The organism is Phycicoccus sp. Root101 (assembly GCF_001426245.1).
Lineage (GTDB): Bacteria > Actinomycetota > Actinomycetes > Actinomycetales > Dermatophilaceae > Pedococcus.
Genome location: NZ_LMCM01000001.1, coordinates 199,223 through 223,732, shown reverse-complemented (window position 1 = coordinate 223,732; position 24,510 = coordinate 199,223). Strand labels below are relative to the sequence as shown.

Here is a 24,510-nt window from a genome sequence, read left to right as displayed (position 1 = left end):
CGAGGGACGGGGGTGGGGACGGCGTCGTGGATGGCGGGGGCGGCACGGGGTGACGGCCCAGCGGCCTCCGTATGCTGGCCTGCATGCCTTCCGTCGACGCCACCGAGCCCGGGGCCGTCCGGTCGGAGGACGCAGGTGGTGACGGTGCGGCCCGGGGCACCCGCAGGCCTCGGGGACGCCGTCCCCGTCGCGGGGACCGGGAAGGCCGGGGTTCCCGACCGGTGCGGGTGCCGCCCCCGGTCCCGGAGCTGAGGTACCCCGAGAACCTGCCGGTCGTCGCCCGCAAGGACGACATCGCCGCCGCCATCCGCGACCACCAGGTCGTCATCGTGGCGGGGGAGACCGGGTCGGGGAAGACCACCCAGCTGCCGAAGATCTGCCTCGAGGTCGGTCGTGGGCAGGCAGGCCTGATCGGCCACACCCAGCCGCGGCGGATCGCCGCCAGGTCCGTGGCGGAGCGCATCGCCGAGGAGCTCGAGGTCGAGCTCGGCACGGCCATCGGCTACCAGGTGCGGTTCACCGACCAGAGCAGCGACAGCACGCTGGTCAAGGTGATGACCGACGGCATCCTGCTCAACGAGATGCAGCGCGACCGGATGCTGCGCAAGTACGACACGATCATCATCGACGAGGCGCACGAGCGGTCCCTCAACATCGACTTCATCCTCGGCTACCTCAAGCAGCTGCTGCCGCGCCGGCCCGACCTCAAGGTCGTCATCACCTCGGCGACCATCGACCCGCAGCGCTTCGCCGAGCACTTCGCTGATGCGCGGACGGGGGAGCCCGCGCCGATCATCGAGGTGTCGGGGCGCACCTACCCCGTCGAGCACCGCTACCGCCCCCTCGTCGACCCCGACCGCCCCGACGACCCCGAGCGCGACCAGGTGACCGGGGTGTGCGAGGCCGTCGAGGAGCTGTGGACCGAGAACCGCGAGGGCGACATCCTCGTGTTCCTCTCGGGGGAGCGCGAGATCCGCGACACCGCTGACGCGCTGACGTCGATGAAGCTCCCGCAGACCGAGGTCCTCCCGCTCTACGCCCGTCTCTCCGCCGCGGAGCAGCACAAGGTCTTCGGTCGGGCCAGCGGACGACGGATCGTGCTGGCCACGAACGTCGCCGAGACGTCCCTGACGGTGCCCGGCATCCGGTATGTCGTGGACGCGGGAACCGCGCGCATCTCCCGGTACAGCCAGCGCACCAAGGTGCAGCGGCTGCCGATCGAGCCGATCTCGCAGGCCAGCGCCAACCAGCGCTCGGGCCGGTGCGGGCGCGTGGCCGACGGCATCTGCATCAGGCTTTACTCGGAGGAGGACTACGACAGTCGCCCCGAGTTCACCGAGCCCGAGATCCAGCGCACCAGCCTGGCGTCCGTCATCCTCCAGATGACCTCGCTCGGCCTCGGGGACGTCGGCCGGTTCCCGTTCGTCGACGCGCCCGACCCGCGCCAGGTCGCCGACGGCGTGCGGCTGCTCGAGGAGCTGCAGGCGTTCGACTCCGAGGACGAGGGGCGCCGCGGGCGGCAGCTCACGCCGTACGGACGCTCCCTCGCCCGGCTCCCCGTGGACCCGCGCCTCGGCCGGATGCTCATCGAGGCGGGGAAGCTCGGGTGCACCCGCGAGGTGCTCGTCATCGTCGCGGCCCTGTCGATGCAGGACCCGCGCGAACGCCCGGCCGACAAGCAGACCCAGGCAGACCAGTCGCACGCGAGGTTCAAGGACGAGCACTCCGACTTCATGTCGCTCCTGCTGCTGTGGGCCTACCTCAAGGAGCAGCAGAAGGCGTTGAGCCACAGCGCTTTCCGGCGCATGTGCCGCAACGAGTTCCTGCACTACCTCCGGGTCCGCGAGTGGCAGGACCTGCACAGCCAGCTCCGCAAGGCCTGCCAGGACGTGGGCATCGACCCGAGGCAGGCCACCTCGGCCGAGGGCGAGGACGCCAACCCGGACGTCATCCACCAGGCCGTCCTCGCCGGGCTGCTGTCGCACGTCGGGCTCCGGGACGAGGCCAAGCGCGACTACCTCGGCGCCCGCGGTGCACGGTTCGGCATCTCGCCGGGGTCGACGCTGTTCCGGCGGCAGCCGACGTTCGTCATGTCCGCCGAGCTCGTCGAGACGACCCGCCTCTGGGCGCGCACCAACGCGCGCATCGACCCCGTGTGGGCCGAGCGGCTGGCGCCGCACCTGGTCAAGCGCAGCTACTCGGAGCCGCGCTGGTCCCGCAAGCAGGGAGCGGCGCAGGCCACCGAGCGCGTCACTCTGTACGGCGTGCCGCTCGTCGCCGCCCGCACGGTCAGCTACGCGCGGATCAACCCCGAGGAGTCGCGCGAGCTGTTCATCCGGCACGCGCTCGTCGAGGGCGACTGGGAGACCCACCACACGTTCTTCCGTGCGAACGAGGCTCTCCTGAAACGACTCTCGGAACTCGAGGAGCGGGCGCGCCGTCGGGACATCGTCGTCGACGACGAGGACCTCGTCACCTTCTACGAGCAGCGCGTGCCGGCCGAGGTCGTCTCGCAGCGGCACTTCGACCGCTGGTGGAAGGACGCCCGCAAGGAGACGCCCGACCTGCTGACCTTCACCGAGGAGTTCCTCACCCGCGACTCGGCGGACGGGGTGTCCGCCGAGGACTACCCCAGGACGTGGAGCCAGGGTGCCCTCGAGCTCGGCGTGACCTACCAGTTCGAGCCGGGCACCGCGGCCGACGGCGTCACGGTCCACATCCCCGTCCAGGTGCTCAACCAGGTGCAGGACGAGGGGTTCGACTGGCAGGTGCCGGGGTTGCGCACCGACCTCGCGACCGCCCTGATCCGCGCGCTGCCCAAGGCCACCCGGCGCCACTTCGTCCCGGCCCCGGACCACGCGTCGGCCGCCCTGACCGCTGTGCACCCCGGAGGTGGGCGCCGGTTCGACGAGGAGCTGGCCCGGGTCCTGCACGCCCAGACCGGCACCCGGATCCCGCCGGAGGACTGGGGCGTCGAGCGGGTCGCCGACCACCTGCGCATCACGTTCAGCGTCGAGGACGACCGCGGCCGGGTGCTCGGCAGCGGCAAGGACCTCGCCGCCCTCCAGGACGAGCTGGCCGGCCAGGTCCAGCGCAGGATGTCACGCGCCGGTGCCTCGGTGGAGCGGAAGGGGCTGCGGCAGTGGGACTTCGGCGAGCTGCCGACGACTTTCGAGACCCGGTCCGGCGGGCAGGTCGTCCAGGGGTACCCCGCCCTCGTCGACCGCGGTGAGGGCGTCGACCTCCAGGTGCTCGCGGGGGAGCGCGAGGCGCAGGCCGCCACCGCCCTCGGGGTGCGCCGGCTGCTGCTGCTCAACACCACCGCTCCGTGGAAGCGCGTCCTCGCCCGCCTGAGCAACTCCCAGAAGCTCACCCTCGGCGACAACCCGCACGGCTCGGTCCCGGCGTTGCTCGAGGACTGCCTCGCGTGCGCCGTCGACGCCCTCGTGGCGGAGCGCGCCGGCACGGCTGCCGGCGTGCGGAGCCCCGAGGCGTTCGAGGACGTGCTGGCGACCGTGCGCACCCACGTCGCGACGCGCGTGCTGCTCGTCGTCGACGAGGTGGAGCCGGTGCTGGGGGCCGCGCGTGAGGTGCGTGCCGCGCTGGAGCGGCTCACCGCCCCGGCGACGGCGGCCCTGGTGGCCGACGTCCGCGCGCAGCTCGACAGCCTCGTCTACAAGGGGTTCGTCGCCGACACGGGACTGGAGCACCTGCCGCACCTGCGCCGCTACCTGCGCGCCATGGCCCAGCGGCTCGAGAAGGCCCCCTCGTCACCCGCCGCACTGGCCCGCGACGCCGCCAGCCAGGAGGTCGTGGACCGCATGGAGATAGCGTATGCCGACCTGCTCGACTCCCTGCCGCCCGTGGACCGCCGCTCGACGCCCGTCCGGGACGTGGGGTGGATGGTCGAGGAGCTCCGGGTGAGCCTGTTCGCGAACGGGATCGGGACGGCATACCCCGTGTCGGAGAAGCGGATCCGCGCCGCCATCGCGACGCTCGACACCTGACCCCCACAACCACGTCCGGGTGCCCGGGAGTGCGGGGATCCGCACTCCCGGGCACCCGGAGCAGGGTGGTCAGGCCGGGTCAGGCGAGGTGCACGTTCTCGTGGCCCTCGGTCGACAGCTTCTCGTGCTTGACGTTGAGGAACCCGAACGTGATCGCGGCGGCGACGAGGATCATCGTCGCGCCCACGAGGTAGGCCTTGCCCGAGCCGTAGGTCTGCGCCTGCAGGCCGATGAACGCCTTCGCCTGCGCGATCTGGTCCGGGGACATGCCACCCGCGGCCGCCTTGGTCTGCAGCTCGGCGCCGAGCACACCGGCGCGGTCGGTGAGCGCGCTGGCGAAGACGGTGCTCAGGGTCGCCAGGCCCAGGGAGCCACCGACCTGCTGCATCGTGTTGAGGACGGCGGACGCGACGCCCGAGTCCTCCTGCGCCACCCCGGCCACGGCCGTGAGGGTCATCGGGACGAAGACCAGGCCCATGCCGAACGCCATGAGGATGATGAACGGCAGCAGGTGACCCGCGTAGGAGCTGTCGACCTCGAGCCGGGAGAACCCGAACATCGCGCCAGAGGCGAGCAGCGCACCGGTGCCCGAGATGAAGCGCGGGTCGACGCGGGTCATCAGGGCCGAAGCGACCTGCGCCGCGATGACGATGCCGAACGAGAACGGCAGGAACGCGAAGCCGGCCTTGAGCGGGGAGTACCCGAGCACCTGCTGGATGTAGAGGCCCAGGAAGTAGAACATCGAGAACATAGCGGCACCGACCACGAGCATGACGATGAAGGAGACGCCGCGCGTGCGGTCCTGGAGGATGCGCATCGGCAGCAGCGGGTGCTCCGAGCGGACCTCGATGACCATGAACAGGGCCAGCAGCAGGACACCGGCGACGAGCGTGCCGATCGTGACCCCGTCGGTCCACGAGGTGGAGGCGGCGTGGGTCAGGCCGTAGACGAGCGAGACCAGTCCGGCGGTGCCGGTGATGCCGCCGGGGACGTCGAGGCTGCCGCGGCCGCGCTCGGACTCACGCAGGACGCGCGGGGCGAGGAAGACGACGAGCAGGCCGATCGGCACGTTGATGAAGAAGGTCCAGCGCCACGACGCCTCGGTGAGCGCGCCACCGAGGATGAGGCCGATGGCCGCGCCGGCACCGGACATGGCGGCATACACGCCCATGGCGCGGTTGCGCGCCTGGCCGGCGGGGAAGGTCGTGGTGATGAGGGCCAGCGCCGTGGGGGAGGCGAGCGCCGCACCGACACCCTGGAGGGCGCGCGCGCCGAGCAGGATGGCCTCGGTCTGGGCGATGCCTCCGATGAGGGAGGCGACGGCGAAGACGATGACGCCGGTCATGAAGACCTTGCGCCGGCCGAACAGGTCACCGAGGCGACCACCGAGCAGGAGCAGGCCACCGAAGGCCAGCGTGTAGGCGTTGACCACCCAGGACAGGTTGCCCGGCGTGAAGCCGAGGTCGGTCTGAAGGTGGGGCAGGGCGATGTTCACGATGGTGCCGTCGAGGACGACCATGAGCTGGGCGGCGCTGATGACCGTCAGGGCGAGTCCGAGCCGCTTCGGAGCCTTCGACGGCTCCGTGCTCTCGGGCGTCGAGGCGTGCTCGATCGCAGAGGTGGATGACATGGGTGTGTCCTTGGGTGGTGAGGAGGTGCCGCCCGCCGAGTGCGGGGGAGCCGTGTGGGTGAGCTGGTACGGGTGAGGTGGTGAGTGGTGCTGGGTGCGGTCAGTCGCGCGGCAGCGTCGCTGCGCAGGCCGGGAGGACGACGCTGTCCACCAGGGTGACGAGCCGGTCCTGCGAGGGGTGGGACCCCGTCAGCATCGCCTCGTGGATGGAGATCGCCGGCAGCAGGCGCGCCAACGTGTCGAGGTCGGCGTCGTCGCCGATCTCCCCGCGCTGCTGGGCAGCGCGGAAGGGTCGGACCGCGGCAGCCATCTTCGGCCCGATGAGGCGCGTGATGATGGCGTCGTGGAGCTCGGGCTCGCGCTGCATGGCGTTCATCAGCGACCCGAAGACCTTGATCGGGCGGTCGTCGGACAGGCCGCCCTTGGCGCACGCCTGCGCGATGAGGTCACCGCGGAGGCTGCCGGTGTCGGGGTGGCGGTCCGCCTCGACGCCCAGCATGAGCTGCATGGCGTCGACGACGAGGTCGACCTTGGTCGGCCAGCGCCGGTAGAGCGTCGCCTTCGACGCCTTGGCCGTCGCGGCCACCGCGTCGAAGCTCAGCCGGTCGTAGCCGTGCTCCACCAGCGCCTCGAGCGTCGCCTCGAGGATCTCGCGCTCGCGCTCGCCCTCGACCCGGGGGCGGCTGCGGGCCGGTTCCTCGGTGGTGGGGGTCGTGCTGGTGGTGGTCACGTCTGCCGTCCTTGGATGATACGAAACTGTTTCGTTTCATCCGAACAGTAGAACGCCGGGATCCATTCCCGCAACCTGCTCATGGTTTCTCCGCCGAACACCGGGGCCGCTGCCCGGAATCCCCTGTCATGCTGAGGCGTTGGCACTGTCGTACGACGAGGAACGCCGTACGCCAGATCGCGAACCACCCGAGATCCCACCGCTGGAGTCATCGTGCTGAACCCATCCGAGCTCTACCACTTCGAGACCGACACCGACCCGGAGGAGCTGCGCGCCTCCGTCATGGTCGTCGCCCTCGGCGGCTTCATGGACGCCGGACACACCCAGCGGCTGCTGACCGACCACCTGCTCGCGACCGCCGAGTCCACCGTCGTCGCGGCGTTCGACACCGACCAGCTGATCGACTACCGCAGTCGACGTCCTCCCATGGTGTTCGACACCAACCGGTGGCTGAGCTACGAGGACCCCTGCCTGGCCCTGCACCGGCTCACCGACCGCGACGGCACCCCCTACCTGCTGCTCACCGGTCCCGAGCCGGACTTCCAGTGGGAGCGGGTCACCGAGGCCGTGCGCCAGCTCGTGGTCCTGCTCGGGGTCAACCTGGTCGTCACCGCCCACGGCATCCCGATGGCCGTGCCGCACACCCGCCCGATCGGGCTGACGTCGCACGCCACCGACCCGCGGCTCGTGCCCGCCCAGGACAACCCCTTCGGGCGGATCGAGGTCCCGGGCAGCCTGTCCTCCCTGCTCGAGCTGCGCCTCGGGGAGTCCGGCCACGACGCGATCGGCTTCGCCGTCCACGTGCCGCACTACCTCGCCCAGGCGGAGTTCGCCGATGGTGCCGTGACCGCGCTCAATGCCATCACCGGGGCGACGGGCCTCAGCCTGCCGACCGACGACCTCATCGCCCAAGCCGGCCTCAACCGGGCGGAGATCGCCCGTGAGGTCGAGGGTTCGGAGGAGGTCTCGCAGGTCATCGCGGCGCTGGAGCGCCAGTACGACACCTTCAGCGAGGGACGCCAGAAGCCGAGCCTGCTCGCCACCGACGTGAGCGAGCTCCCGTCGGCCGACGAGATCGGTGCGGAGTTCGAGCAGTTCCTGCGCGACGTCTCCGACGAGGGTCCGTCCGCGAGCTGACCCGCGGCACAGGACGCACGAGGCCCCCGGCACCTGCCGGGGGCCTCGCTCTGTGCGGGGGGTTCCTGACCCGCGGTGCCCGGCAGCAGTCGGAGACCGCGGAGGTATGGCGCGTCAGACCTTGGCGTGCTTGGCGCGGGCGAAGCTGTAGACACCGAAGGCGGCGAACCCGATCGCCATGATGACCAGCAGGGTGGTCCCGAAGGCCTCGTCCCGCAGCGACTTCAGGGCCCCGTCGAGACCGCTGGCCTCCTTGGCCTTCTTGTGGAACCCGGCGGCCGCGAAGAGGAACCCGACGATGACCAGGGCCGCACCCTTGGCGATGTAGCCGACCTGTCCGGCACGGGTCACCCAGGTACCGGGGTGGTCGACGAGGTCCTCGAGGAACTTCTTCTTCGCGCCCTTGTAGACGTGGTAGGCGCCGACGGCGATGACGGCGATGCCGATGATGATGACGAGGACCCGGCCCCCGGGCTTGTCGAGGAGGCTGGCGGTGAAGTCGACGCTCTGCTTGCGGCTGCTGCTCTCCTTGCCACGGGCGAACCCGAACGCCGACCACGCGAGGGCGAGGTAGACGACGGCCTTGCCGCCGGCCTTGGCCCGACCACCCCAGGCGTCGGTGTCGTCACCGGGGTGGCCGACGATGGCGTCGGCGACCTGCCAGAGGGCCAGCCCGAAGAACCCGACCACACCGATCCACAGGGCGGCCCTCCCGGCGCCGTTGCCGGCGAGGGAGGACAGGGCGCCGCTCTGGTCGGCGTTCTTGCCCCCGCCGCCGAACGCGATCTGCAGGGTGATCCAGCCGATGAGCAGGTGCAGCATCCCACTCGTCGCGTAGCCCACCCGCGCAGCGGCCTCGAGGGCCGGGTGGTCGGAGGCCTGGGAGGCCGCCCGCTTGACGTCGTGTCCATCCATGGAGGACACCTAACCACCAACCGGGGCCGCAGAGGGCCCGGCGGAGGGATTGCCTCGACCGGCCGGACGCTTCAGTCCTTGGCCTCGGACCAGCGGTGGATCACCGAGGCGTCGGCGACGAACCGCACCTGGGTCGACCCGGTCCAGCGGCGGGCGCTGTCGTCGAGGGCGGTCACCACCCGCGCCCTGGCCTCCTCGGCGTGCTCCTGCGGCACGTGGACGAGCAGCTCGTCGTGCAGGCAGAGCACGATCTGCGCACCGAGGTCGCGGGTGGTCGCACGGACCGTGGCCGCCCACGCCTTGAACAGCTCGGCCGCACTGCCCTGGATGACCGCGTTGCGGGCGAACCGGCCGCGCGCCGCGTCGTGGGCCGCAGCGCCCTCGACCGGCACGTCGGCCAGGACCGTGTCCAGGCGGATCAGCCGACCCCCGAAGGTGCGCAGGGGTTCGCGACGCACCCCGGCGGCATACGCGTCGTCGAGGTAGCCCATGGCGACGGGGTAGGCGCGCTCGAGCCCCTTGAGGGCCTCGCCGGCTGCGCCGCTGCGCTGCCCGTACATCGCGGCGAGGACGGCGATCTTGGCGACCGGGCGCTCGACCCCCAGGGTGGCGGCGACCGGGGCGTAGAGGTCGTCCGCGCGGGTCGCGGCGGCGAACGCCGCGTCACCGGCGACCACGGCCAGCACCCGGGGCTCGATCTGCCCGAGGTCGGCCCGGACGAAGACGTGTCCGGGGCGCGCCGCCACGGCGGGGCGCAGGGCTGCGGGGAGGTTGTGCAGGCCGTTCTGGGCGGTCATCCGCCCGGCCGCGCCGTCGCACGCGGTCCATCCTCCGCGGAGCCTGTCGTCGGGCCCGACGTGGGTGTCGAGCCAGGTGTGGCCGTACGTCGTGGCGATGCGTTCGGCCTTGCGCCACTCCAGCAGCGCGCCCACGACCGGGTGGGTGTCGCGGAACGGCTCGAGCACCCACTTGCGGGTGTTGGGCACGACGACCCCCACCGAGGCGAGCAGCTCGCGCACCTGGACGGGGTTGCGCAGGTCGGTGGACTCCCGCCCGGGGGTGTGCACGAGCACCGCTGCGTCGCGCTCGGCCCGGATCCGCCGTGCGTCGCCTTCGTCGGTGGGACGGGGGCCGGCGCTCGCAGCGATCAGCGCCTCGGCGGCACCGCGGTCGATGGGGAGGCCGTCGCGGGCCAGCTCCACGCAGAGGTATGCCGCGGCCGACTCCGAGTGGGCCGCAGCGACGCTGCGCGGCCCGACGGACTCGAGGGCGGTGGCCTGGGCGGTGGCGCAGTCGATCGCGGCCCGGCCCCAGGCGAGCAGCACGGGGTCCGGCGGCCGCCACGTCGGCGTCCCTGCGTCGGGGGTGAGGTAGCCATCGGGGCGCACGACCCCGTCGGTGGGCGACTCGTCGGCGGTGTGGAAGTCGAACAGGTCGCCCCGCGAGGCCTCGGGGAGGGCGCCGCGATCCAGGCCGTGCACGGCGGCCCACGCGGTCTGCGGTGAGGCGTCCCACCCGCCGAACAGCAGGCGGTGCGCCTCGGCGACGTCCCAGCCGCGGGCGAGGGGCACGCGGGCCGCCACCAGGGGCGCGGCGTCCACGGCGGCGGCCCACCAGACGAACCGCGTGCTGCCCTGCGCCACGAGCTCCTGCGCGCGGGCGGCGGCGTCGGCCGCGGTCAGCACGCTCGAGGCCTCGGGGCCGACGAGCGCCACCCGACCGTCGGGTGCGGTCACGAACGCGACGAGGGGAGAGGCCATGGCAGCGCCATCCTGTCAGGTCGCCCGGACACCTCGGCCGGGCGGACCGGTGAACGATTGGAGAGCGGGCAAACCCCCATACGCCGGGCCAATCGGGCACAGTGCCGGGAGGCCCGATCCGCAGGGCCGGTGCACCACCCCCCACACCAGGAGGCATCCCCATGTCCCACAGGACCCACCGACCTCGCAGCGCCCGCTCGTTCGCGCTGGTCGCCAGCGGCGCCCTCGTCGCCGCCACCTTCCTCACCGGCGGCAGTGCCGCGGCAGGCACGACCGGAGGCCACGGCGGCGACCACGGTCCGCGCTCCACGCCGGTCCCCGTGCTGACCCCCGACGGCTTCCTCATGAGCTACGTCGTCAACGCCAAGCACGCCAACCCGGGGCAGACCAGGCTCGTCGAGCGGGCCGTGCGCGCTGCCGGCGGTGTCGTCGTGCAGTCGTGGCCGCAGATCGGGGTCGTCGTCGCGCACTCCGACCGTGCGGCCTTCCGGGCCGACGTGGTCCGCAAGGGCGGGCAGGCCGTCGAGTCGGTGGGCGCGTCCCGCACCGCCGAGGTGTCCGAGGGGACCCCGTCCGCGGAGAGCACCCGCTCGGCCTCCGCGACCCGTTCGGCGGCCAGGACGGCCGCGACCATGTCCGCGGGCTCCGCGACCCTCGAGTCCGTCACCCCGGATCCCCGCGAGGGCGAGCAGTGGGACAACGCGCAGATCAAGGCCGACCAGGCCCACCAGGTCACCGACGGGTCCCGCAAGGTCGTCGTCGGTGTGCTGGACAGCGGGATCGAGGGCACCCACCCCGACCTCGCGGCGAACATCGACACCAAGGACTCGGTCAACTGCACGACGGCCGGTCGGCCCGACCTCACCCCCGGCGCGTGGAACCCCACCACCTCCGGGCACGGCACCCACGTCGCCGGCACCATCGCCGCAGCCCGCAACGGGGTCGGCATCGTCGGTGTCGCGCCGAACGTGCGCCTCGCCTCCGTCAAGGTCGTCAACGACGACGGGTTCATCTACCCCGAGTACGCCATCTGTGGCTTCGTCTGGGCCGGGATGCACAAGATGGACGTGACCAACAACAGCTACTACATCGACCCGATGGAGTTCTGGTGCGACGACCAGCCCGACCAGGCTGCCGTGCGCACCGCCGTCCAGCGGGCCGTGTCGTGGTCGACGAAGCAGGGCGTCGTGCACGCTGCCGCCGCCGGCAACTCCGGCAAGGACCTGGCGAACAAGACGACCGACACCGCCAGCCCGAACGACACGACGCCGATCACGCGCACGATCAACGACGGCTGCAAGGACATCCCCACCGAGCTCCCCGGCGTGGTGACGGTGTCGGCGACGACCCAGGCCACGACCCTGGCGTCCTTCTCCAACCGCGGCCTCGGCGTCATCGACGTCGCGGCGCCGGGCCGCTCCATCCTGTCGACCTACCCCGGTGGCACCTACGCCAAGCTCAGCGGCACCTCGATGGCCTCGCCGCACGTGGCGGGCGTCCTCGCGCTGATGAAGTCCGCGCACCCGTCGTGGAGCCCGGAGACGATGATCGAGGAGCTGCGCAAGCAGGCCGACGACCACGCCTGCGCGGCCGCCGAGAACAACGCCGGCCCCGCCTGCGTCGGCCCGGCCGGTGACAACAGCTACTACGGCGAGGGCATCGTCGACGCCCTCGACGCTGTCCGGAAGTCCCGCCACTGAGGCCCGTCCCGTGACGGGACGTCCGTGACGGACGTCCCGTCACGGACGCACGTGCCGTGACACGAACGAGGCCGCGGCCCCCGGGAGGGGGCCGCGGCTTCGTCGTGACCGGGCGCCCTACGAGGTCGTCCTCGTCCGCTGGGCGCGGATGTCGTTGCTAGGACTGGGACTTCAGCGCCACCTGCCGCTTGATGCGGCTCAGCATCCCCACCATGCCACGCAGCCGCAGCGGGGACACCGCCTCGCCGAGCGAGAACTGGTACGGCGCCGCCTCGGGGACGGCGAGCACCTCGGCGACGGTCAGCCCGTCGAGGCCCTCATGGAGGATCCCCGCGAACCCGCGGGTCGTGGGCGCCTCCGGCGGGGCGGAGAAGAACAGGTGCACCGCCCGGTCGCCCGGGCGGTCCGCCGGCTCGTCGTCGACCTCGACGGCGAGGAAGATCGGCGACTGGCACTCGTGCACCTGCTCCATCGAGTCGAGCGACCCGGCATACCGCTCGGGCAGCTCGGGCAGGCCCTCGCTGAACTCCAGCAGCAGCTGGAGCCGTTCGTTAGCGGTGAGCTCGGCGAAGTCGTCGGCGACCTCACGCATCGCCGGCGGGAGGTCGACGGTGTCGGTCACTTCGGCGCGCCCTGCTCGACCGGGACGCGGACCGAGTTGCCCCACTCGGTCCACGAGCCGTCGTAGTTGCGGACCTGCCCGAAGCCGAGGAGGTGGGTGAGGACGAACCACGTGTGCGAGGAGCGTTCCCCGATGCGGCAGTAGGCGATCGTGGCATCGGCGGGGGACAGGCCCTGCTCGGTGAGGTAGATGGCCTCGAGGTCCTCGCGGGACTTGAAGGTCCCGTCCTCGTTGGCCGCCCGCGCCCACGGCACCGAGCGCGCACCCGGGATGTGACCGCCGCGCATGGCCCCCTCCTGCGGGTAGTCGGGCATGTGCAGCAGCTCGCCGCTGAACTCGCCGGGGGAGCGGACATCGACCAGCGCACCACCGAGGTGGGCGAGGACGTCCTCCTTGAACGCGCGGATCGGAGTGTCGTCGCGCTCGACGACCGGGTATGCCGCGTCGCCGGTCAGCGGCGCGACCTGCGGCACGTCCTTGGTGAGCTCGCGGCCCTCGGCGACCCACTTGGCGCGGCCGCCGTCGAGCAGGCGCACGTCCTCGTGGCCGAACAGGCTCATCACCCACAGGGCGTAGGCCGCCCACCAGTTGTTCTTGTCGCCGTAGACGACGACCGTGGTGTCGCGGGAGATGCCGCGCGCCGACATGACGGCGGCGAACTGCTCGGCGTCGACGTAGTCGCGCACCACGGCGTCGTTGAGGTCCTGGTGCCAGTCGAGCTTCAGCGACCCGGGGATGTGGCCCGTGTCGTAGAGCAGCACGTCCTCGTCGGACTCGAGGACGACGATGCCGTCGGGCCCGCCGACCTTCCCGGCCTCGACCTGCTCGGCCAGCCACTGCGTGCTGACCAGCCGCTCGGGGTGCGCGTACGCGGCGAAGGCGGACTCGGTGGTGGACGTGGTGGGGGTGGACTCGGTGTGGTCGGCCATGCTCCCAAGGCTAAACCTGCTGGTCCCGGGACTGCGTGGCAGGATGGTCGGGACGCCCGCGCCAGCGGTCGCAGGGCACGGGTTCGCAGACCCGGACGGACGACGACAGGGAGTACAGCGTGGCTTTCCTCGGGTTGGGCAAGGACGGGTCGGGGGCGAAGGTCCCTGCACTCGAGCAGGCCAGGGCCGGCAAGGAGGACACGGGGATGTTCACCGGCGCCGTCACCGGGCTCGTCGAGAACCTCCTGGACGTCGGGATCGACGGCAAGGGGCCGTTCGACTCCGCGCAGAAGATCGCCGACGTCAAGCGTGCGGAGCGTCCCGACGCCGAGGACGCCGTCGACGCGGTGGTGCGCGGACACCTCAAGCTCGCTGCGGCGGGCGGGTTCGTGACCGGGCTCGGCGGGTTCATCACCCTCCCGGTCGCCCTGCCGGCCAACGTCGTCGAGTTCTACCTCGTCGCCACCCGCATGGTCGCCTCCATCGCGTCGCTGCGCGGGTACGACATCAAGCAGCCGGAGATCCGCTCCGCCGTCCTGCTGACCCTCGTCGGCGCTGACGCCGACGACCTGCTCAAGAAGGCCGGCGTGATGTCGACCGGGCGGCTGTCGAACCTTGCGGCGCAACGACTTCCCGGCCCGGCCCTGATGGTCGTCAACAAGGCGGTCGGCTTCCGGTTGCTGTCGACGGCCGGCAAGAAGACGCTGACGCGGTTCGGCAAGGGGGTCCCGGTGCTCGGCGGCGTCGTCGGCGCCGGCCTGGACACCTACCTCCTCAAGCGGATCGCCGACCACGCGCGCCACGAGTTCCCGAAGCGCGCGACCGGGCTCTGACGGCCGGGAATGTCTGGCCCGCACGACTCGTTGGACCCGTGTTCGGGCGCGGTCGGCGCCCGTGCCGTCCGTCCCACCGACCAGCACCGCTGACACACCTGGAGACGACATGGCCGTGAACCGCCTCGGAGCCTTCCGCACCATCGGCACCGCACTGCGCACCGCCCTGCGCCCCGGTTCGCCCGGGTTGGGGGAGCGGTTCGCCAGCCTCCCGCGCCTGCTGCGCGCGACCTTCCGGGGGGAGTACCGGGGCAGCACCCGTGGACGCCTGCTCATGATCGCTGCAGCGGTCGCCTACGTCGTGTCGCCGATCGACCTCGTGCCCGAGGCGTTCCTTTCCGTCCTGGGCCTGGCCGACGACGCCGTCGTGGTGTCGTGGCTCGCCGCGGCCTTCATCAACGAGACCGAGGGCTACCTGCGGTGGGAGCGCACCGTCCGCGGGACCGCCCACCCCGCCGACGGGTATGCCGCGGCCCAGGAGGAGCCGAACGGCTCGAGCCGGCAGCAGGGTCGCACGGTGCCGGGGCACGTCGTCCGGTGACCGCGGTGGGCGGCTGACGGCAGTCGTTCGGCGACTGGGGTGACTGGTCGACCGAGGTGGCTCGTCGATCGCGGGGGCTCGCCGCCCCCCCGGGTCGTCCGTCCACAGGTGGTGGTCACCCGACGGGGTGTCCACAGGCCGCCCCGGACGCCCTGGGTCCTCGGCGTCCGGCCCACCACCGTGGTGGCCATGGAACCGATCCGTCTCGCCGGACCCGCCGACGTCCTTGCCGTCCTGCCCTACCAGCTCGGGTACCACCCCAGCGAGTCCCTCGTCGCGATCGCCCTGCATGAGCGCCAGATCGGTCTCGTGGAGCGGATCGACCTGTCACCTCAGGACGCCGTGGAGGACGCCTGCACGGCCTTGGTGCCACCGCTGCTGAGGGAGGAGCCCGACGCGGTGCTGCTCGTCGGGTACGAGTCACGACCGGGCGACGCGCTCCCGCTCGCCGACGCGGTCCGGGACGCCCTCGTCGCGGCCGACGTCCCGGTCCTCGACCGCCTCGTCGTCCGGGACGGCCGGTGGTATGCCCCCGACTGCGACCACGGCTGCTGCCCGAGCGTCGGCCACGAGCAGGACGTCCCGCGAGACGTCCCGGCCGTGGCGCAGTTCGTCGCCCTGGAGGTCGCCCCCCTGCCCGGTAGGGAGTCGCTGGCGCAGCTCGTCGCCGCCGACCCGTCCCGGACGCCGGCGGTGGCCGCCGCGCTCGAGGACATCGGGGCACGCGCCGACGGCCGTTCCTTCGGCGGGCGTGCGGTCGCCGTCCACCGGCTCAGGCACCTCGCCACCTGGGCCAAGGTCCTCGATGTCGCCGGCGCGGACCAGTTCCGCGGTGCGTTCGAGCTGGGCCCCGAAGAGGTGGCCCTCCTCGTCGCAGGTCTGCGTGACGTGGAGCTGCGCGACGCCGTCATCGCCTGGGTCTGTCCGGGCACGCTGCCGTTCGACGCGTTGTCGGTCGACCTCGTCGACGCCCTGCACAGCTGCCTCCCTGAGCCGGCCTGGCTGCAGGGTGGGGGCGAGCGTGCTGCCGTGGGAGGACGCCGGGTCCTGTCCCGGCTGCAGGCCGTCGCCCGCGCGGTGCCGGACGACGACTGCGCCGCCGTCCTCACGGTGCTCGCCAACCTCGCCTGGTGGTTGGGGGACGGGGCGCTGACCCGCGTCGCGCTCGACCGCGCCCTCCAGCACCACCCGGGGTACCGGCTCGCCCGCCTGCTGGAACGCATGGTCGACCTCGGGGTGCGCTCCCGGCCGGCGGCCGAACCCCCGCCGCGACACGGGTTCGGCTCCGTGCCCGGAGGCCTGACGAGACGAGGTCGTCCTCCTCCCTCCGGTCCAGTGTCCGGACGGGCCGGACACCTCGACCCGGGGCTCGTATGATGGTCGGCAGGTCATGAGTCCCAGCACCAAGCCCCGGCTTGCTGGGCGGCAACCCTCCTCGCGGTGGGGTGCCCCGGGTGAGGACCCGGCCGGCCCTGTCCTGGGCGGCAAGCGCGATGGCCACAGGAGCACCCTCATGACGACCACCTCCCGACCCCCGACGACGACCGGGGCCTGGCGTCCCGGGGACCCGGTGGGTGACCGGCGGTTCGTCGCCCTCGGCGCGGTCGAGCTCGAACGCGGCGGGGTGCTGCCCGACGTCACCCTCGCCTACGAGTCGTGGGGGGAGCTCAACGCCGACCGTGACAACGCGATCCTGGTCGAGCACGCCCTCACCGGGGACAGCCACGTGACCGGGGTGGCCGGGCCGGGCCACCCGACCCCTGGTTGGTGGGACGGCCTCATCGGCCCGGGCCGCCCGCTGGACACGGACCGCTTCTTCGTCGTGGCCGTCAACGTGCTCGGCGGCTGCCAGGGGAGCACCGGCCCCGCCTCACCTGCCCCCGACGGGCGCCCCTGGGGGAGCCGCTTCCCGTTCGTGACCGTGCGGGACCAGGTGCGGGTCGAGGCCCTGCTCGCCGACCGCGTCGGCGTCGAGAGGTGGCACCTGGTGCTCGGCGGGTCGATGGGAGGGATGCGCGCCCTCGAGTGGGCGGTGACCCATCCCGACCGCGTGGCCTCCGCGCTGGTGTTGGCCAGCACGGCCTACGCGTCGGCCGAGCAGATCGCCTGGTGTCAGGCCCAGCTGCTCGCGATCCGCAGCGACCCGCACTTCCACGGCGGCGACTACTACGACCAGGAGACCGGGCCCGACACCGGACTCGGCATCGCCCGGCGCATCGCCCACGTCACCTACCGCAGCGAGATCGAGCTGCACGAGCGCTTCGGCCGCTCGGCGCAGGGTGAGGAGGACCCGCTCGGGGGGAGGGGGCGCTACGCGGTGGAGTCCTACCTCGACCACCACGCCGGCAAGCTCGCGGGCCGGTTCGACGCCAACTCCTACGTCGTCCTGACCGAGGCCATGAACTCCCACGACGTCGGCCGGGGGCGGGGCGGTGTCGAGGCCGCGCTCGCCCGCATCACGGCGGACGTCGTCGTGGTGGCGGTCGACTCCGACCGGCTGTACCCGCCGCGCCTGTCCCACGAGATCGCGGACGCCGTCCCGGGTGCGGTCGTCCACACCGTCCACTCCGACTACGGCCACGACGGTTTCCTCATCGAGCTGGAGCAGGTCGGTGCCATCGTGGTGCGGGTTCTCGGGGACCCTGCCTGACCGGGTGATTTCCGGTAGCGTCGGCCGCGCGGCCACTGCCGCAGCTGTCGACGAACGAGGAGGTTCCCGTGGCCATCGTTGTGGGGTATGTCCCGACGAAGGAAGGGCGAGCGGCGCTACGACGCGCGGCGGACGAGGCGCTGCTGCGCAAGTCCAAGCTCATCGTCATCAACTCCAACCGTGGAGGCCGGGACTACGACAGCGACGAGGCCCAGCGGTTCGAGGCCGAGCTCTCGCGGATCCAGGGCCAGCTCGACGACCAGGGGCTGGTGCACGAGGTGCGCCAGCTGGTCCGGGGCAACGAACCCGCCGAGGACCTGATCGCCGTCGCGGAGGAGGAGCACGCCGAGTTCATCGTCATCGGGCTGCGTCGACGCACCCCGGTCGGGAAGCTCATCCTCGGGTCGAACGCGCAGCGCATCCTGCTCGACGCGTCCTGCCCGGTCCTGGCGGTCAAGGCCGACGCGTAGGCGCCACGAACGACGCGATCGGGCCGCGAACGGCCCGAATTCGTGCACGAATGCGGGAATGAGCGCCTTCTCGTTTTACAATGGCTGGAACGAGGTCGCGCAGGGCACTCCCGCCCGGTCTCGGCAATACTTCCGCCCCCGCAGTTGTTGTCGTAGGCATGCCCCGCCATGCCCGTGATGGCGTGCGCCGTGCCGCGATCCCGCGACGAAAGGTAGTCCGTGTCGCCTGTGTCCAAGAAGGCTGCGAGCCCCGCACCGTCTCTCCCCACCGAGTTCACCCATCCAGCCCTGCAGCAGCTGCTCATGCAGGGCCGCACCAACGGCTCGGTCGACAGCGGCGCGCTGCGTGAGGCGCTCGAGGGCGCCGAGGTCCCGCCGAAGCGGATGAAGGTGGTGCTGCGTTCGCTGGACGAGCAGGGCATCACCGTGACCCTGGACGCCGCCACCGCCTCGCGTGCCGTTGCTGCGACGACGACCCGTCGCACCGCGACCGCGCCCGCCAAGAAGGCGGCCGCGAAGACGACCAAGGCGGCAGCCAAGCCTGCCGCGGCCGACGACACCGCGAAGACGGCGACCAAGACCGCTGCCAAGCCCGCCGCCAAGGCTGCGGCCAAGGCGACGACCACGAAGAAGGCGGCTGCGGCCGCTGCCGAGCCGGTCAAGCCCGCGGCCAAGAAGGCTGCGGCGAAGACCGCGAAGACGGCCAAGGCCGCTGCCGGCAAGGACGACGCGCCGGTCGTCGACGGCGAGGAGCCCGCGGACGCCGAGCCGACCGATGTCGTCGAGGCCGAGCTCGAGGACGTCGTCATCGAGGACGAGACCGACGACAAGAAGAAGGACAGCGACGAGGAGGAGTCCTCCTCGGGCTTCGTCCTGCGCGACGACGACGAGGACGACGCCCCGGTCCAGCAGGTCGTGACCGCCGGCGCCACCGCCGACCCGGTCAAGGACTACCTCAAGCAGATCGGCAAGGTCGCCCTCCTCAACGCCGAGCAGGAGGTCGAGCTCGCCAAGCGCATCGAAGCCGGCCTGTTCGCCGAGGAGCGGCTCAACTCCGGCGACAAGATCGACATGAAGCTCAAGCGTGAGCTCTGGTGGATCGCCCAGGACGGCAAGAAGGCCAAGAACCACCTCCTCGAGGCCAACCTGCGCCTCGTGGTCTCGCTGGCCAAGCGCTACACCGGTCGCGGCATGCTGTTCCTGGACCTGATCCAGGAGGGCAACCTCGGCCTGATCCGTGCGGTCGAGAAGTTCGACTACACCAAGGGCTACAAGTTCTCGACGTACGCGACGTGGTGGATCCGTCAGGCCATCACCCGCGCCATGGCCGACCAGGCGCGCACCATCCGCATCCCGGTCCACATGGTCGAGGTCATCAACAAGCTGGCGCGCGTGCAGCGCCAGATGCTCCAGGACCTCGGGCGCGAGCCCACCCCGGAGGAGCTCGCCAAGGAGCTCGACATGACCCCGGAGAAGGTCGTCGAGGTCCAGAAGTACGGCCGCGAGCCCATCTCCCTGCACACGCCGCTCGGCGAGGACGGTGACAGCGAGTTCGGTGACCTCATCGAGGACTCCGAGGCGGTCGTCCCGGCCGACGCCGTGAGCTTCACGCTGCTGCAGGAGCAGCTGCACTCGGTGCTGGACACGCTCTCCGAGCGCGAGGCCGGAGTGGTCTCGATGCGCTTCGGCCTGACCGACGGCCAGCCCAAGACGCTCGACGAGATCGGCAAGGTCTACGGCGTGACCCGCGAGCGGATCCGCCAGATCGAGTCCAAGACGATGAGCAAGCTGCGTCACCCGAGCCGGTCCCAGGTCCTGCGCGACTACCTGGACTGAGCAGACCTGCCGCCGACGCCGGCGTCGGCTCGGCCTCGAAAGGTCAGGCGCCCCACGGGGCGCCTGACCTTTCTGCGTCCCACCGTGCGTCGGGTGGTCACCCCGGCCCCTGGTCACCGCGGCCCGTGGTCACCGCGGCCCGTGGTCACCTCGGCCCGTAGTCACATCGGGTCATTGCCTGCGCCCCCACCGTGGTGATCCGCTAGGACATGGCGACCGGAGGGGCGGGGGATCACATGCGGCGATCGCAGCGAGGGCTGGCGCTGGTGGTGGTGCTCGGCGTCCTGGGGCTGACCGGGTGCTCGAGCAGCACGGGGGGCGGGACGACGCCGACACCGACGCCGGCACCGGCACCGGCACTCAACGCCTGCCTGCAGATGAGCTCGGTGAGCGATCTCGCTCAGGCCGCGGCGGTCGACTGCGGGACTCCCCACGAGGGCCAGGTCTACGCCGTGGTCGGGCTGCCACCTGGTCTGACCGACCCGGCGGACCGCACCCAGCTCGGGCGCCTCGACCCGAACGCGGTCTGTCCCAACCTGCGCCCCTGGGTCGGGTACTCCGGTGCCGTCCCGCTGGGGGTCCTGCGGACGTGGCGCTTCCCCACCCGGGAGCAGATCGCGGCAGGGGCCCGGTGGACCGCGTGCGTGGCCGTGGTCGGGCTGGCCCCGGACCACAAGACACTGAGCCGGACGGTCGGCTCCCTCAACGGCCGGCTCACGGGCAAGACCAACCCTCTTCCCAGCCTCCTGGGCCGGTGCGCGCAGACGCACACGGCCAAGGCGTTCAGCCCGGAGAAGTGCGAGCTGGGGTCCGCGCAGTGGGTCTGGCTCGGGGAGCACAAGAAGCCGACCGGGGCGTTTCCCGGGAAGGCCGCGGCGAAGAAGGTCGCCGACGCCGGCTGCCGCACGCTGGTGACCAGGTACGGCCGGGGAGGGGGCTGGGTGGCCTACCCGACCACGGCGAAGGCGTGGGGTTCGAGCGCTGCCGACTGGTCCTGCTGGCTGCAGATGTCCCAGCTGAGGTCCTGAGCGCCCGCCGCAGGCAGGGGGGAGTCCGTCACGGGGCTCCGGCGGCCCCCGCTGGTCCTAGCTGCGGCCGCCCCGGGCTTCGGCCCGGCGCTCGGCGCGGCGTTCCTGCCAGCGGTCCCACGGCGTGCGCGCCACCCGGGCGGCGCGTTCGCGACGCTCGCGCCACTCGAGCAGGCCCTCGCTCGGCCACCACGCGGCCCGCAGCCGGTCCTTGCGGCGGCGCACCCCGGAGACGGCCTTGACGACCTCGTGGGTGTCGGGCCGCACGTTGGTCACCGTCGTGCCCGGGGGTGCGTACCGGGACCGTTCCACGCCGTCCACGACCCGGCGCAGCGCCTGGGTCTGCTCACCCTCGAGGTAGGCCTCGCGCTGGTAGAACCGACCGGCCTGCCGCGGGGTGCTCCCCCGAGGGGGGATGACGCCGAGGTCGCCGAGGCGTTCGACCATGGCCTGCCACTCGATCTCCACCCGGGTTGCCTCGTCGGGGGCGTCCTTGAGCCGTCGGCGCAGCCGCGAGCGTGCGGCCAGCGGCACGGCCAGCGATCCGAGGATCCCGGCCACCAGGGCGAGGAGCACCCACAGCAGCACCGTCCGGGTCTGCTGTCCGAGGAACGACGAGCTGTCGCTGTTGGACCCCGAGGTGGACGTCGGGTCCTGGGCGCCGGGGTCGTTGGCGCCGTCGACCCGGGTGTTGGACGACACCGAGCTGCTGCCGCTCGCCGTCGACGAGGGGTTGGTGGGGTCGGGGGTGGTGGGAGCCAGCGAGTAGGGCGGTGCGACGGTGTTCTGCGTACCCGAGGGCGTGGGTTCGAAGCGCAGCCACCCGACCCCCTCGAAGAACAGCTCGGGCCACGCGTGCGCGTCCGAGGCGCGCACGGTGTACGTGCCGCGGTCGGCCGTCCCGGGCAGGAAGCCGATGGCCATGCGGGCAGGGATCCCGCTCTCGCGCGCCATCATCACCATCGCGGTGGCGAACTGCACGCAGTAGCCGACCTTGCTGCGCAGGAACAACGAGATCGGGTCGGGCGCCTCGGACTGTCCGAACTCGTTGGTCACGGTCTTGGGGAGGGTGAGGGAGTAGGTGAAGCCGCCCCCGGTCCGCAGGTAGCTCTGGATCGCCCGGGCCGCCTCGATCCTGCTGGCGCCCTCGGGCACGACCTTGGCCACGAGGTCGCGCACCAGTGGCTCGGACTCGGGGTCGACCTGCAGCTCGGGCGGCAGCAACGCGCCGGTCGCACCCTGCGCGCCCTGGTCGAGGGTCTGCGCGCTGGGGTTGAGGGCCAGGTAGGTGAAGCTGTACGAGCTGGCCGTCCGGTTGACGCTCGCGACGGAGGTCTGGCGGTCCAGGCCCCACGCGACGCCGTCGAGGTCACCGGAGACCAGCGGGGTGGGTGCCGCGATCTGGGGTGCCTCGATGCGGGACTCGTCGACCGAGATCCGGTAGGTCTCGCGCGGGACGCTGTCGTCGAGCTCGGGCGGGAGCTGCAGGTCGGGGCGGCGCGTGTAGCGCACGTCCGCGTCGTCGGGTCGCCACTCGTCGTTGGCGTAGTTGACCAGCACCCCGACGCGCAGCGGCGTGAGGATCGGGGCGTTGGTCGTGTACGACAGGACCGGGGCCTTGGACGGGTTCCCGAGGCTGCGCTGGAGGTCGAGGGTCGTCTTGAGGCCGATCTGGCCGTCGCTGAACCCGGCGGCGTCGCTCGACCGCCCCAGGCCGTCGATGAGGTAGCGCGTGGGGAAGTGGGGGATCACGACGGGGAGCGCGACCGCGGTGACGAGGCCGGCCACGGCCAGCGTGCGTCCCACCGCGGCATACCCGTAGGCGCCGTCGTGGTCCTCGGAGGAGCGGCGGCCGGTCGTGCTCATCGGGGTCGTGGTGCTCCACCGGCGCAACGAGGAGATGCCCTGGCGACCGAGCATCAGCAGCCAGACGCCTCCGGCGGCGACGAAGTACATCGGGTTGAGCGACTCGCCGGAGTTGGAGGCCGAGATGAGGAAGGCGGTGAGCAGGGGGAGGCCGGCCATCGCCGGGGAGCGCCGCATGACGGCGAGGTGGTCGACGATGACGGCAGCCACACCGATGGCCAGGCCGATGCCGAGGGTGACGCCGCGGTTGGTGGGCGCGGGGGCTGCGTAGTTCTGCACCGTGAGCCGGGCGTCCACGAGCAGGTTGTTGAACGCCAGGACCATGTCGGGCGTGGGCAGGCCGTACCAGAGGTGCCCGCGGCCGTGGAGCCAGCTGGCGACCAGGACGATGCCGGCGAGCTGGGAGAGTGCGACGAGGACCCACGACGTCGTGAGCATCCGGGCGGCGATGCCCGTCAGCACGACCACCAGGATCACGGCGAGCGTGGGCCGGACCCACGTGTTGGGGGTGAAGAGCGTCGTGATCGGCCAGGCGACGACGGCGGAGGCCGCCCCGGCGAGCAGGGACTCGGGAACGCGTCCGCGGCTCATGCGACGCCCACCCTCGCCGACCCACCGGACAGGACACCCCAGACGGAGGCGAGGTCGTCACCGGAACCCACGACCGCCACCCCCCACCCGGCGCCCCGCAGGACCGGGACGCAGGCGAGCTCGGAAGCAGCGCCGGGTCGGCGTCGCGACGCCCCGAACCCGTGCGGGTCGAGCACGATGGCCAGCGCGGTGCCGCCCGGCTGGCGCAGCGAGGCGACCTGGCGGGCCACCTCCTCGTCGAGGTCGGTCACGACGGCCAGGACCAGGCCACCGGACGCGGTGACGGGGTGGGCGGACTGGAGCACGTCGGCGAACTGGTCCTCCGAGCCGGGCTCGGCCATGGCCAGGACGTCCAGCAGCGGGTCGACCTCCATCGCCGTGGCGGCGCGGCTGTCGTCGGCGGTCTCGTCGCTGACGAGGTGCACGGCATACCCCTGGTCGAGGAGGTGGACCGCGATCGAGGCGCACGCGGTCACGGCGTACTCGAACGACCCCGAGCTGCCGGACCCGTGGTGGCCGCGGGAGCGCGAGTCGAGGACGATCGCCGCACGACGGCGCGCCGGACGGTCCTCCTGGCGCACCATGAGCTCACCGGTCTTGGCCGTGGCCGGCCAGTGGATGCGGCGCAGGTCGTCGCCGTCACGGTAGGAGCGGATCGAGACGTCGTCCTCGCCGTGGAGGGCGACCATGTGGGGTATGGCGCCCTCGGCACCGACACCGCTGCCCGGCGGGAGCCCGCCGCCCAGGGGGAGGATGCGGGGCAGCACGAGCACGTCACTGGCACCGGAGATCGCTGCGACCCGGGTGCTGAGCCCGAACGGGTCGCGGAGGCGGACGCCGAGCGGACCCAGGCGGTGACGTCCCCGGACGTGGGAGCGCACCGTGTAGTGGATCTCCTGCCGGTCACCACGACGAAGGCGCGGGACGACGAACCGCGGTCGGTCACCGAGGGCGTAGTCGAGCTGTTCCTCGGCCATGAGCAACGGGCTCGCGGCGCCACCGGCGTTCTCGATGCCGAGGGTGACCACCGACTGCTCGTCGACCTGGATGCGTCCGGGCACCGCGGTGCGCTCGAGCGCGAACCGCAGGTCGTGCCGTCTCATGAGCAGCCCGCTCAGCAGGGGGAGCGCGACGAGCAGCACGCCGATCCGGGTCAGGTCGGTGAACCCGAGCCCGATCCCGCACAGCACCAACGTGATTCCCGCCGCGACGAACGCCCGCCCGCGGGTGGTGAGGAGGTCGCGAAGTCTGCGCACGGCGCAGCC

The 24,510-nt window shown here is 72.2% G+C and carries 18 protein-coding genes and 1 riboswitch; of the genes, 10 read left to right on the top strand and 8 right to left on the bottom strand.

Annotation, left to right across the window (positions count from 1 at the left end; translation table 11 throughout):
* The first annotated feature begins 83 nt into the window (after positions 1-83).
* Entirely contained in the window at positions 84-4,007 is a 3,924-nt protein-coding gene (gene hrpA / locus ASC58_RS01005; protein WP_082552911.1) for an ATP-dependent RNA helicase HrpA, read from the top strand.
* Between the two features lie 79 nt (positions 4,008-4,086).
* Here hrpA and ASC58_RS01000 read toward each other — a convergent pair whose 3' ends face one another.
* Together ASC58_RS01000 and ASC58_RS00995 are read right to left on the bottom strand one after the other, a co-directional pair.
* A complete protein-coding gene (locus ASC58_RS01000; RefSeq protein WP_056914978.1) occupies positions 4,087-5,637 on the bottom strand; it encodes an MFS transporter in 1,551 nt (516 codons plus the stop codon).
* A gap of 100 nt (positions 5,638-5,737) precedes the next feature.
* Positions 5,738-6,367 carry a TetR-like C-terminal domain-containing protein gene (locus ASC58_RS00995; RefSeq protein ID WP_056914977.1) on the bottom strand — a complete coding sequence of 210 codons (630 nt, stop codon included), beginning with the start codon at positions 6,365-6,367 and terminating at the stop codon, positions 5,738-5,740.
* A gap of 213 nt (positions 6,368-6,580) precedes the next feature.
* Here ASC58_RS00995 and ASC58_RS00990 point away from each other — a divergent pair, with 213 nt between their 5' ends.
* Positions 6,581-7,504 carry a PAC2 family protein gene (locus tag ASC58_RS00990; RefSeq protein ID WP_056914976.1) on the top strand — a complete coding sequence of 308 codons (924 nt, stop codon included), beginning with the start codon at positions 6,581-6,583 and terminating at the stop codon, positions 7,502-7,504.
* 114 nt (positions 7,505-7,618) lie between these two features.
* Here ASC58_RS00990 and ASC58_RS00985 read toward each other — a convergent pair whose 3' ends face one another.
* Both ASC58_RS00985 and ASC58_RS00980 read right to left on the bottom strand, forming a co-directional pair.
* A complete protein-coding gene (locus ASC58_RS00985; protein WP_056914975.1) occupies positions 7,619-8,419 on the bottom strand; it encodes a DUF1206 domain-containing protein in 801 nt (266 codons plus the stop codon).
* 71 nt (positions 8,420-8,490) lie between these two features.
* Positions 8,491-10,179 carry a DNA polymerase gene (locus ASC58_RS00980; protein WP_056914974.1) on the bottom strand — a complete coding sequence of 563 codons (1,689 nt, stop codon included), beginning with the start codon at positions 10,177-10,179 and terminating at the stop codon, positions 8,491-8,493.
* Positions 10,180-10,340: 161 nt separating this feature from the next.
* Between ASC58_RS00980 and ASC58_RS00975 the strand changes: the two genes are divergently transcribed.
* Positions 10,341-11,879 carry a S8 family serine peptidase gene (locus ASC58_RS00975; RefSeq protein ID WP_056918108.1) on the top strand — a complete coding sequence of 513 codons (1,539 nt, stop codon included), beginning with the start codon at positions 10,341-10,343 and terminating at the stop codon, positions 11,877-11,879.
* 157 nt (positions 11,880-12,036) lie between these two features.
* Here the strand turns inward: ASC58_RS00975 and ASC58_RS00970 are convergent, their stop codons facing one another.
* Together ASC58_RS00970 and ASC58_RS00965 are read right to left on the bottom strand one after the other, a co-directional pair.
* Complete coding sequence (locus ASC58_RS00970; protein ID WP_369796177.1) at positions 12,037-12,501, bottom strand: SufE family protein; 465 nt, start codon at positions 12,499-12,501, stop codon at positions 12,037-12,039.
* The gene (locus ASC58_RS00965; protein WP_056914972.1) at positions 12,498-13,430 is read right to left on the bottom strand and encodes a sulfurtransferase; all 933 of its coding nucleotides are present in this window, start codon (positions 13,428-13,430) and stop codon (positions 12,498-12,500) included. The genes ASC58_RS00970 and ASC58_RS00965 overlap by 4 nt, the downstream gene beginning before the upstream one ends.
* Before the next feature lie 119 nt (positions 13,431-13,549).
* On the opposite strand from ASC58_RS00965, the gene ASC58_RS00960 reads away from it, so the two are divergent.
* The 7 genes from ASC58_RS00960 (at position 13,550) to ASC58_RS00930 (ending at position 20,788) form a co-directional block, all read left to right on the top strand.
* Complete coding sequence (locus tag ASC58_RS00960; protein WP_369796176.1) at positions 13,550-14,263, top strand: EcsC family protein; 714 nt, start codon at positions 13,550-13,552, stop codon at positions 14,261-14,263.
* A gap of 109 nt (positions 14,264-14,372) precedes the next feature.
* Complete coding sequence (locus ASC58_RS00955) at positions 14,373-14,804, top strand: YkvA family protein (RefSeq protein WP_082552818.1); 432 nt, start codon at positions 14,373-14,375, stop codon at positions 14,802-14,804.
* A gap of 189 nt (positions 14,805-14,993) precedes the next feature.
* Positions 14,994-16,181, top strand: a complete 1,188-nt coding sequence (locus ASC58_RS00950) for a DUF4192 domain-containing protein (RefSeq protein WP_157598317.1) — start codon at positions 14,994-14,996, stop codon at positions 16,179-16,181.
* A 9-nt stretch (positions 16,182-16,190) separates the two neighbouring features.
* Positions 16,191-16,301: riboswitch (SAM riboswitch) on the top strand.
* A 16-nt stretch (positions 16,302-16,317) separates the two neighbouring features.
* Entirely contained in the window at positions 16,318-17,454 is a 1,137-nt protein-coding gene (locus ASC58_RS00945) for a homoserine O-acetyltransferase (RefSeq protein ID WP_056914970.1), read from the top strand.
* Between the two features lie 68 nt (positions 17,455-17,522).
* The gene (locus ASC58_RS00940) at positions 17,523-17,924 is read left to right on the top strand and encodes a universal stress protein (protein WP_056914969.1); all 402 of its coding nucleotides are present in this window, start codon (positions 17,523-17,525) and stop codon (positions 17,922-17,924) included.
* A gap of 219 nt (positions 17,925-18,143) precedes the next feature.
* Positions 18,144-19,760 (top strand): RNA polymerase sigma factor, encoded by a 1,617-nt coding sequence (locus ASC58_RS00935; RefSeq protein WP_369796175.1) that lies wholly within the window; start codon positions 18,144-18,146, stop codon positions 19,758-19,760.
* 236 nt (positions 19,761-19,996) lie between these two features.
* The gene (locus ASC58_RS00930; RefSeq protein ID WP_157598316.1) at positions 19,997-20,788 is read left to right on the top strand and encodes a septum formation family protein; all 792 of its coding nucleotides are present in this window, start codon (positions 19,997-19,999) and stop codon (positions 20,786-20,788) included.
* Between the two features lie 57 nt (positions 20,789-20,845).
* Here the strand turns inward: ASC58_RS00930 and ASC58_RS00925 are convergent, their stop codons facing one another.
* A complete protein-coding gene (locus ASC58_RS00925; protein WP_056918104.1) occupies positions 20,846-23,245 on the bottom strand; it encodes a DUF3488 and transglutaminase-like domain-containing protein in 2,400 nt (799 codons plus the stop codon).
* The gene (locus ASC58_RS00920; RefSeq protein ID WP_056914966.1) at positions 23,242-24,501 is read right to left on the bottom strand and encodes a DUF58 domain-containing protein; all 1,260 of its coding nucleotides are present in this window, start codon (positions 24,499-24,501) and stop codon (positions 23,242-23,244) included. The genes ASC58_RS00925 and ASC58_RS00920 overlap by 4 nt, the downstream gene beginning before the upstream one ends.
* Positions 24,502-24,510 lie beyond the last annotated feature (9 nt).

Excerpts from the sequence above, each read along its gene's own strand:
- ASC58_RS01000 (WP_056914978.1), bottom strand. The coding sequence starts at position 5,637 with ATGTCATCCACCTCTGCGATCGAGCACGCCTCGACGCCCGAGAGCACG.
- ASC58_RS00975 (WP_056918108.1), top strand. The coding sequence starts at position 10,341 with ATGTCCCACAGGACCCACCGACCTCGCAGCGCCCGCTCGTTCGCGCTG.
- ASC58_RS00925 (WP_056918104.1), bottom strand. The coding sequence starts at position 23,245 with ATGAGCCGCGGACGCGTTCCCGAGTCCCTGCTCGCCGGGGCGGCCTCC.
- ASC58_RS00985 (WP_056914975.1), bottom strand. The coding sequence starts at position 8,419 with ATGGATGGACACGACGTCAAGCGGGCGGCCTCCCAGGCCTCCGACCAC.
- hrpA (WP_082552911.1), top strand. The coding sequence starts at position 84 with ATGCCTTCCGTCGACGCCACCGAGCCCGGGGCCGTCCGGTCGGAGGAC.
- ASC58_RS00930 (WP_157598316.1), top strand. The coding sequence starts at position 19,997 with ATGCGGCGATCGCAGCGAGGGCTGGCGCTGGTGGTGGTGCTCGGCGTC.
- ASC58_RS00980 (WP_056914974.1), bottom strand. The coding sequence starts at position 10,179 with ATGGCCTCTCCCCTCGTCGCGTTCGTGACCGCACCCGACGGTCGGGTG.
- ASC58_RS00965 (WP_056914972.1), bottom strand. The coding sequence starts at position 13,430 with ATGGCCGACCACACCGAGTCCACCCCCACCACGTCCACCACCGAGTCC.
- ASC58_RS00955 (WP_082552818.1), top strand. The coding sequence starts at position 14,373 with ATGGCCGTGAACCGCCTCGGAGCCTTCCGCACCATCGGCACCGCACTG.
- ASC58_RS00945 (WP_056914970.1), top strand. The coding sequence starts at position 16,318 with ATGACGACCACCTCCCGACCCCCGACGACGACCGGGGCCTGGCGTCCC.
- ASC58_RS00950 (WP_157598317.1), top strand. The coding sequence starts at position 14,994 with ATGGAACCGATCCGTCTCGCCGGACCCGCCGACGTCCTTGCCGTCCTG.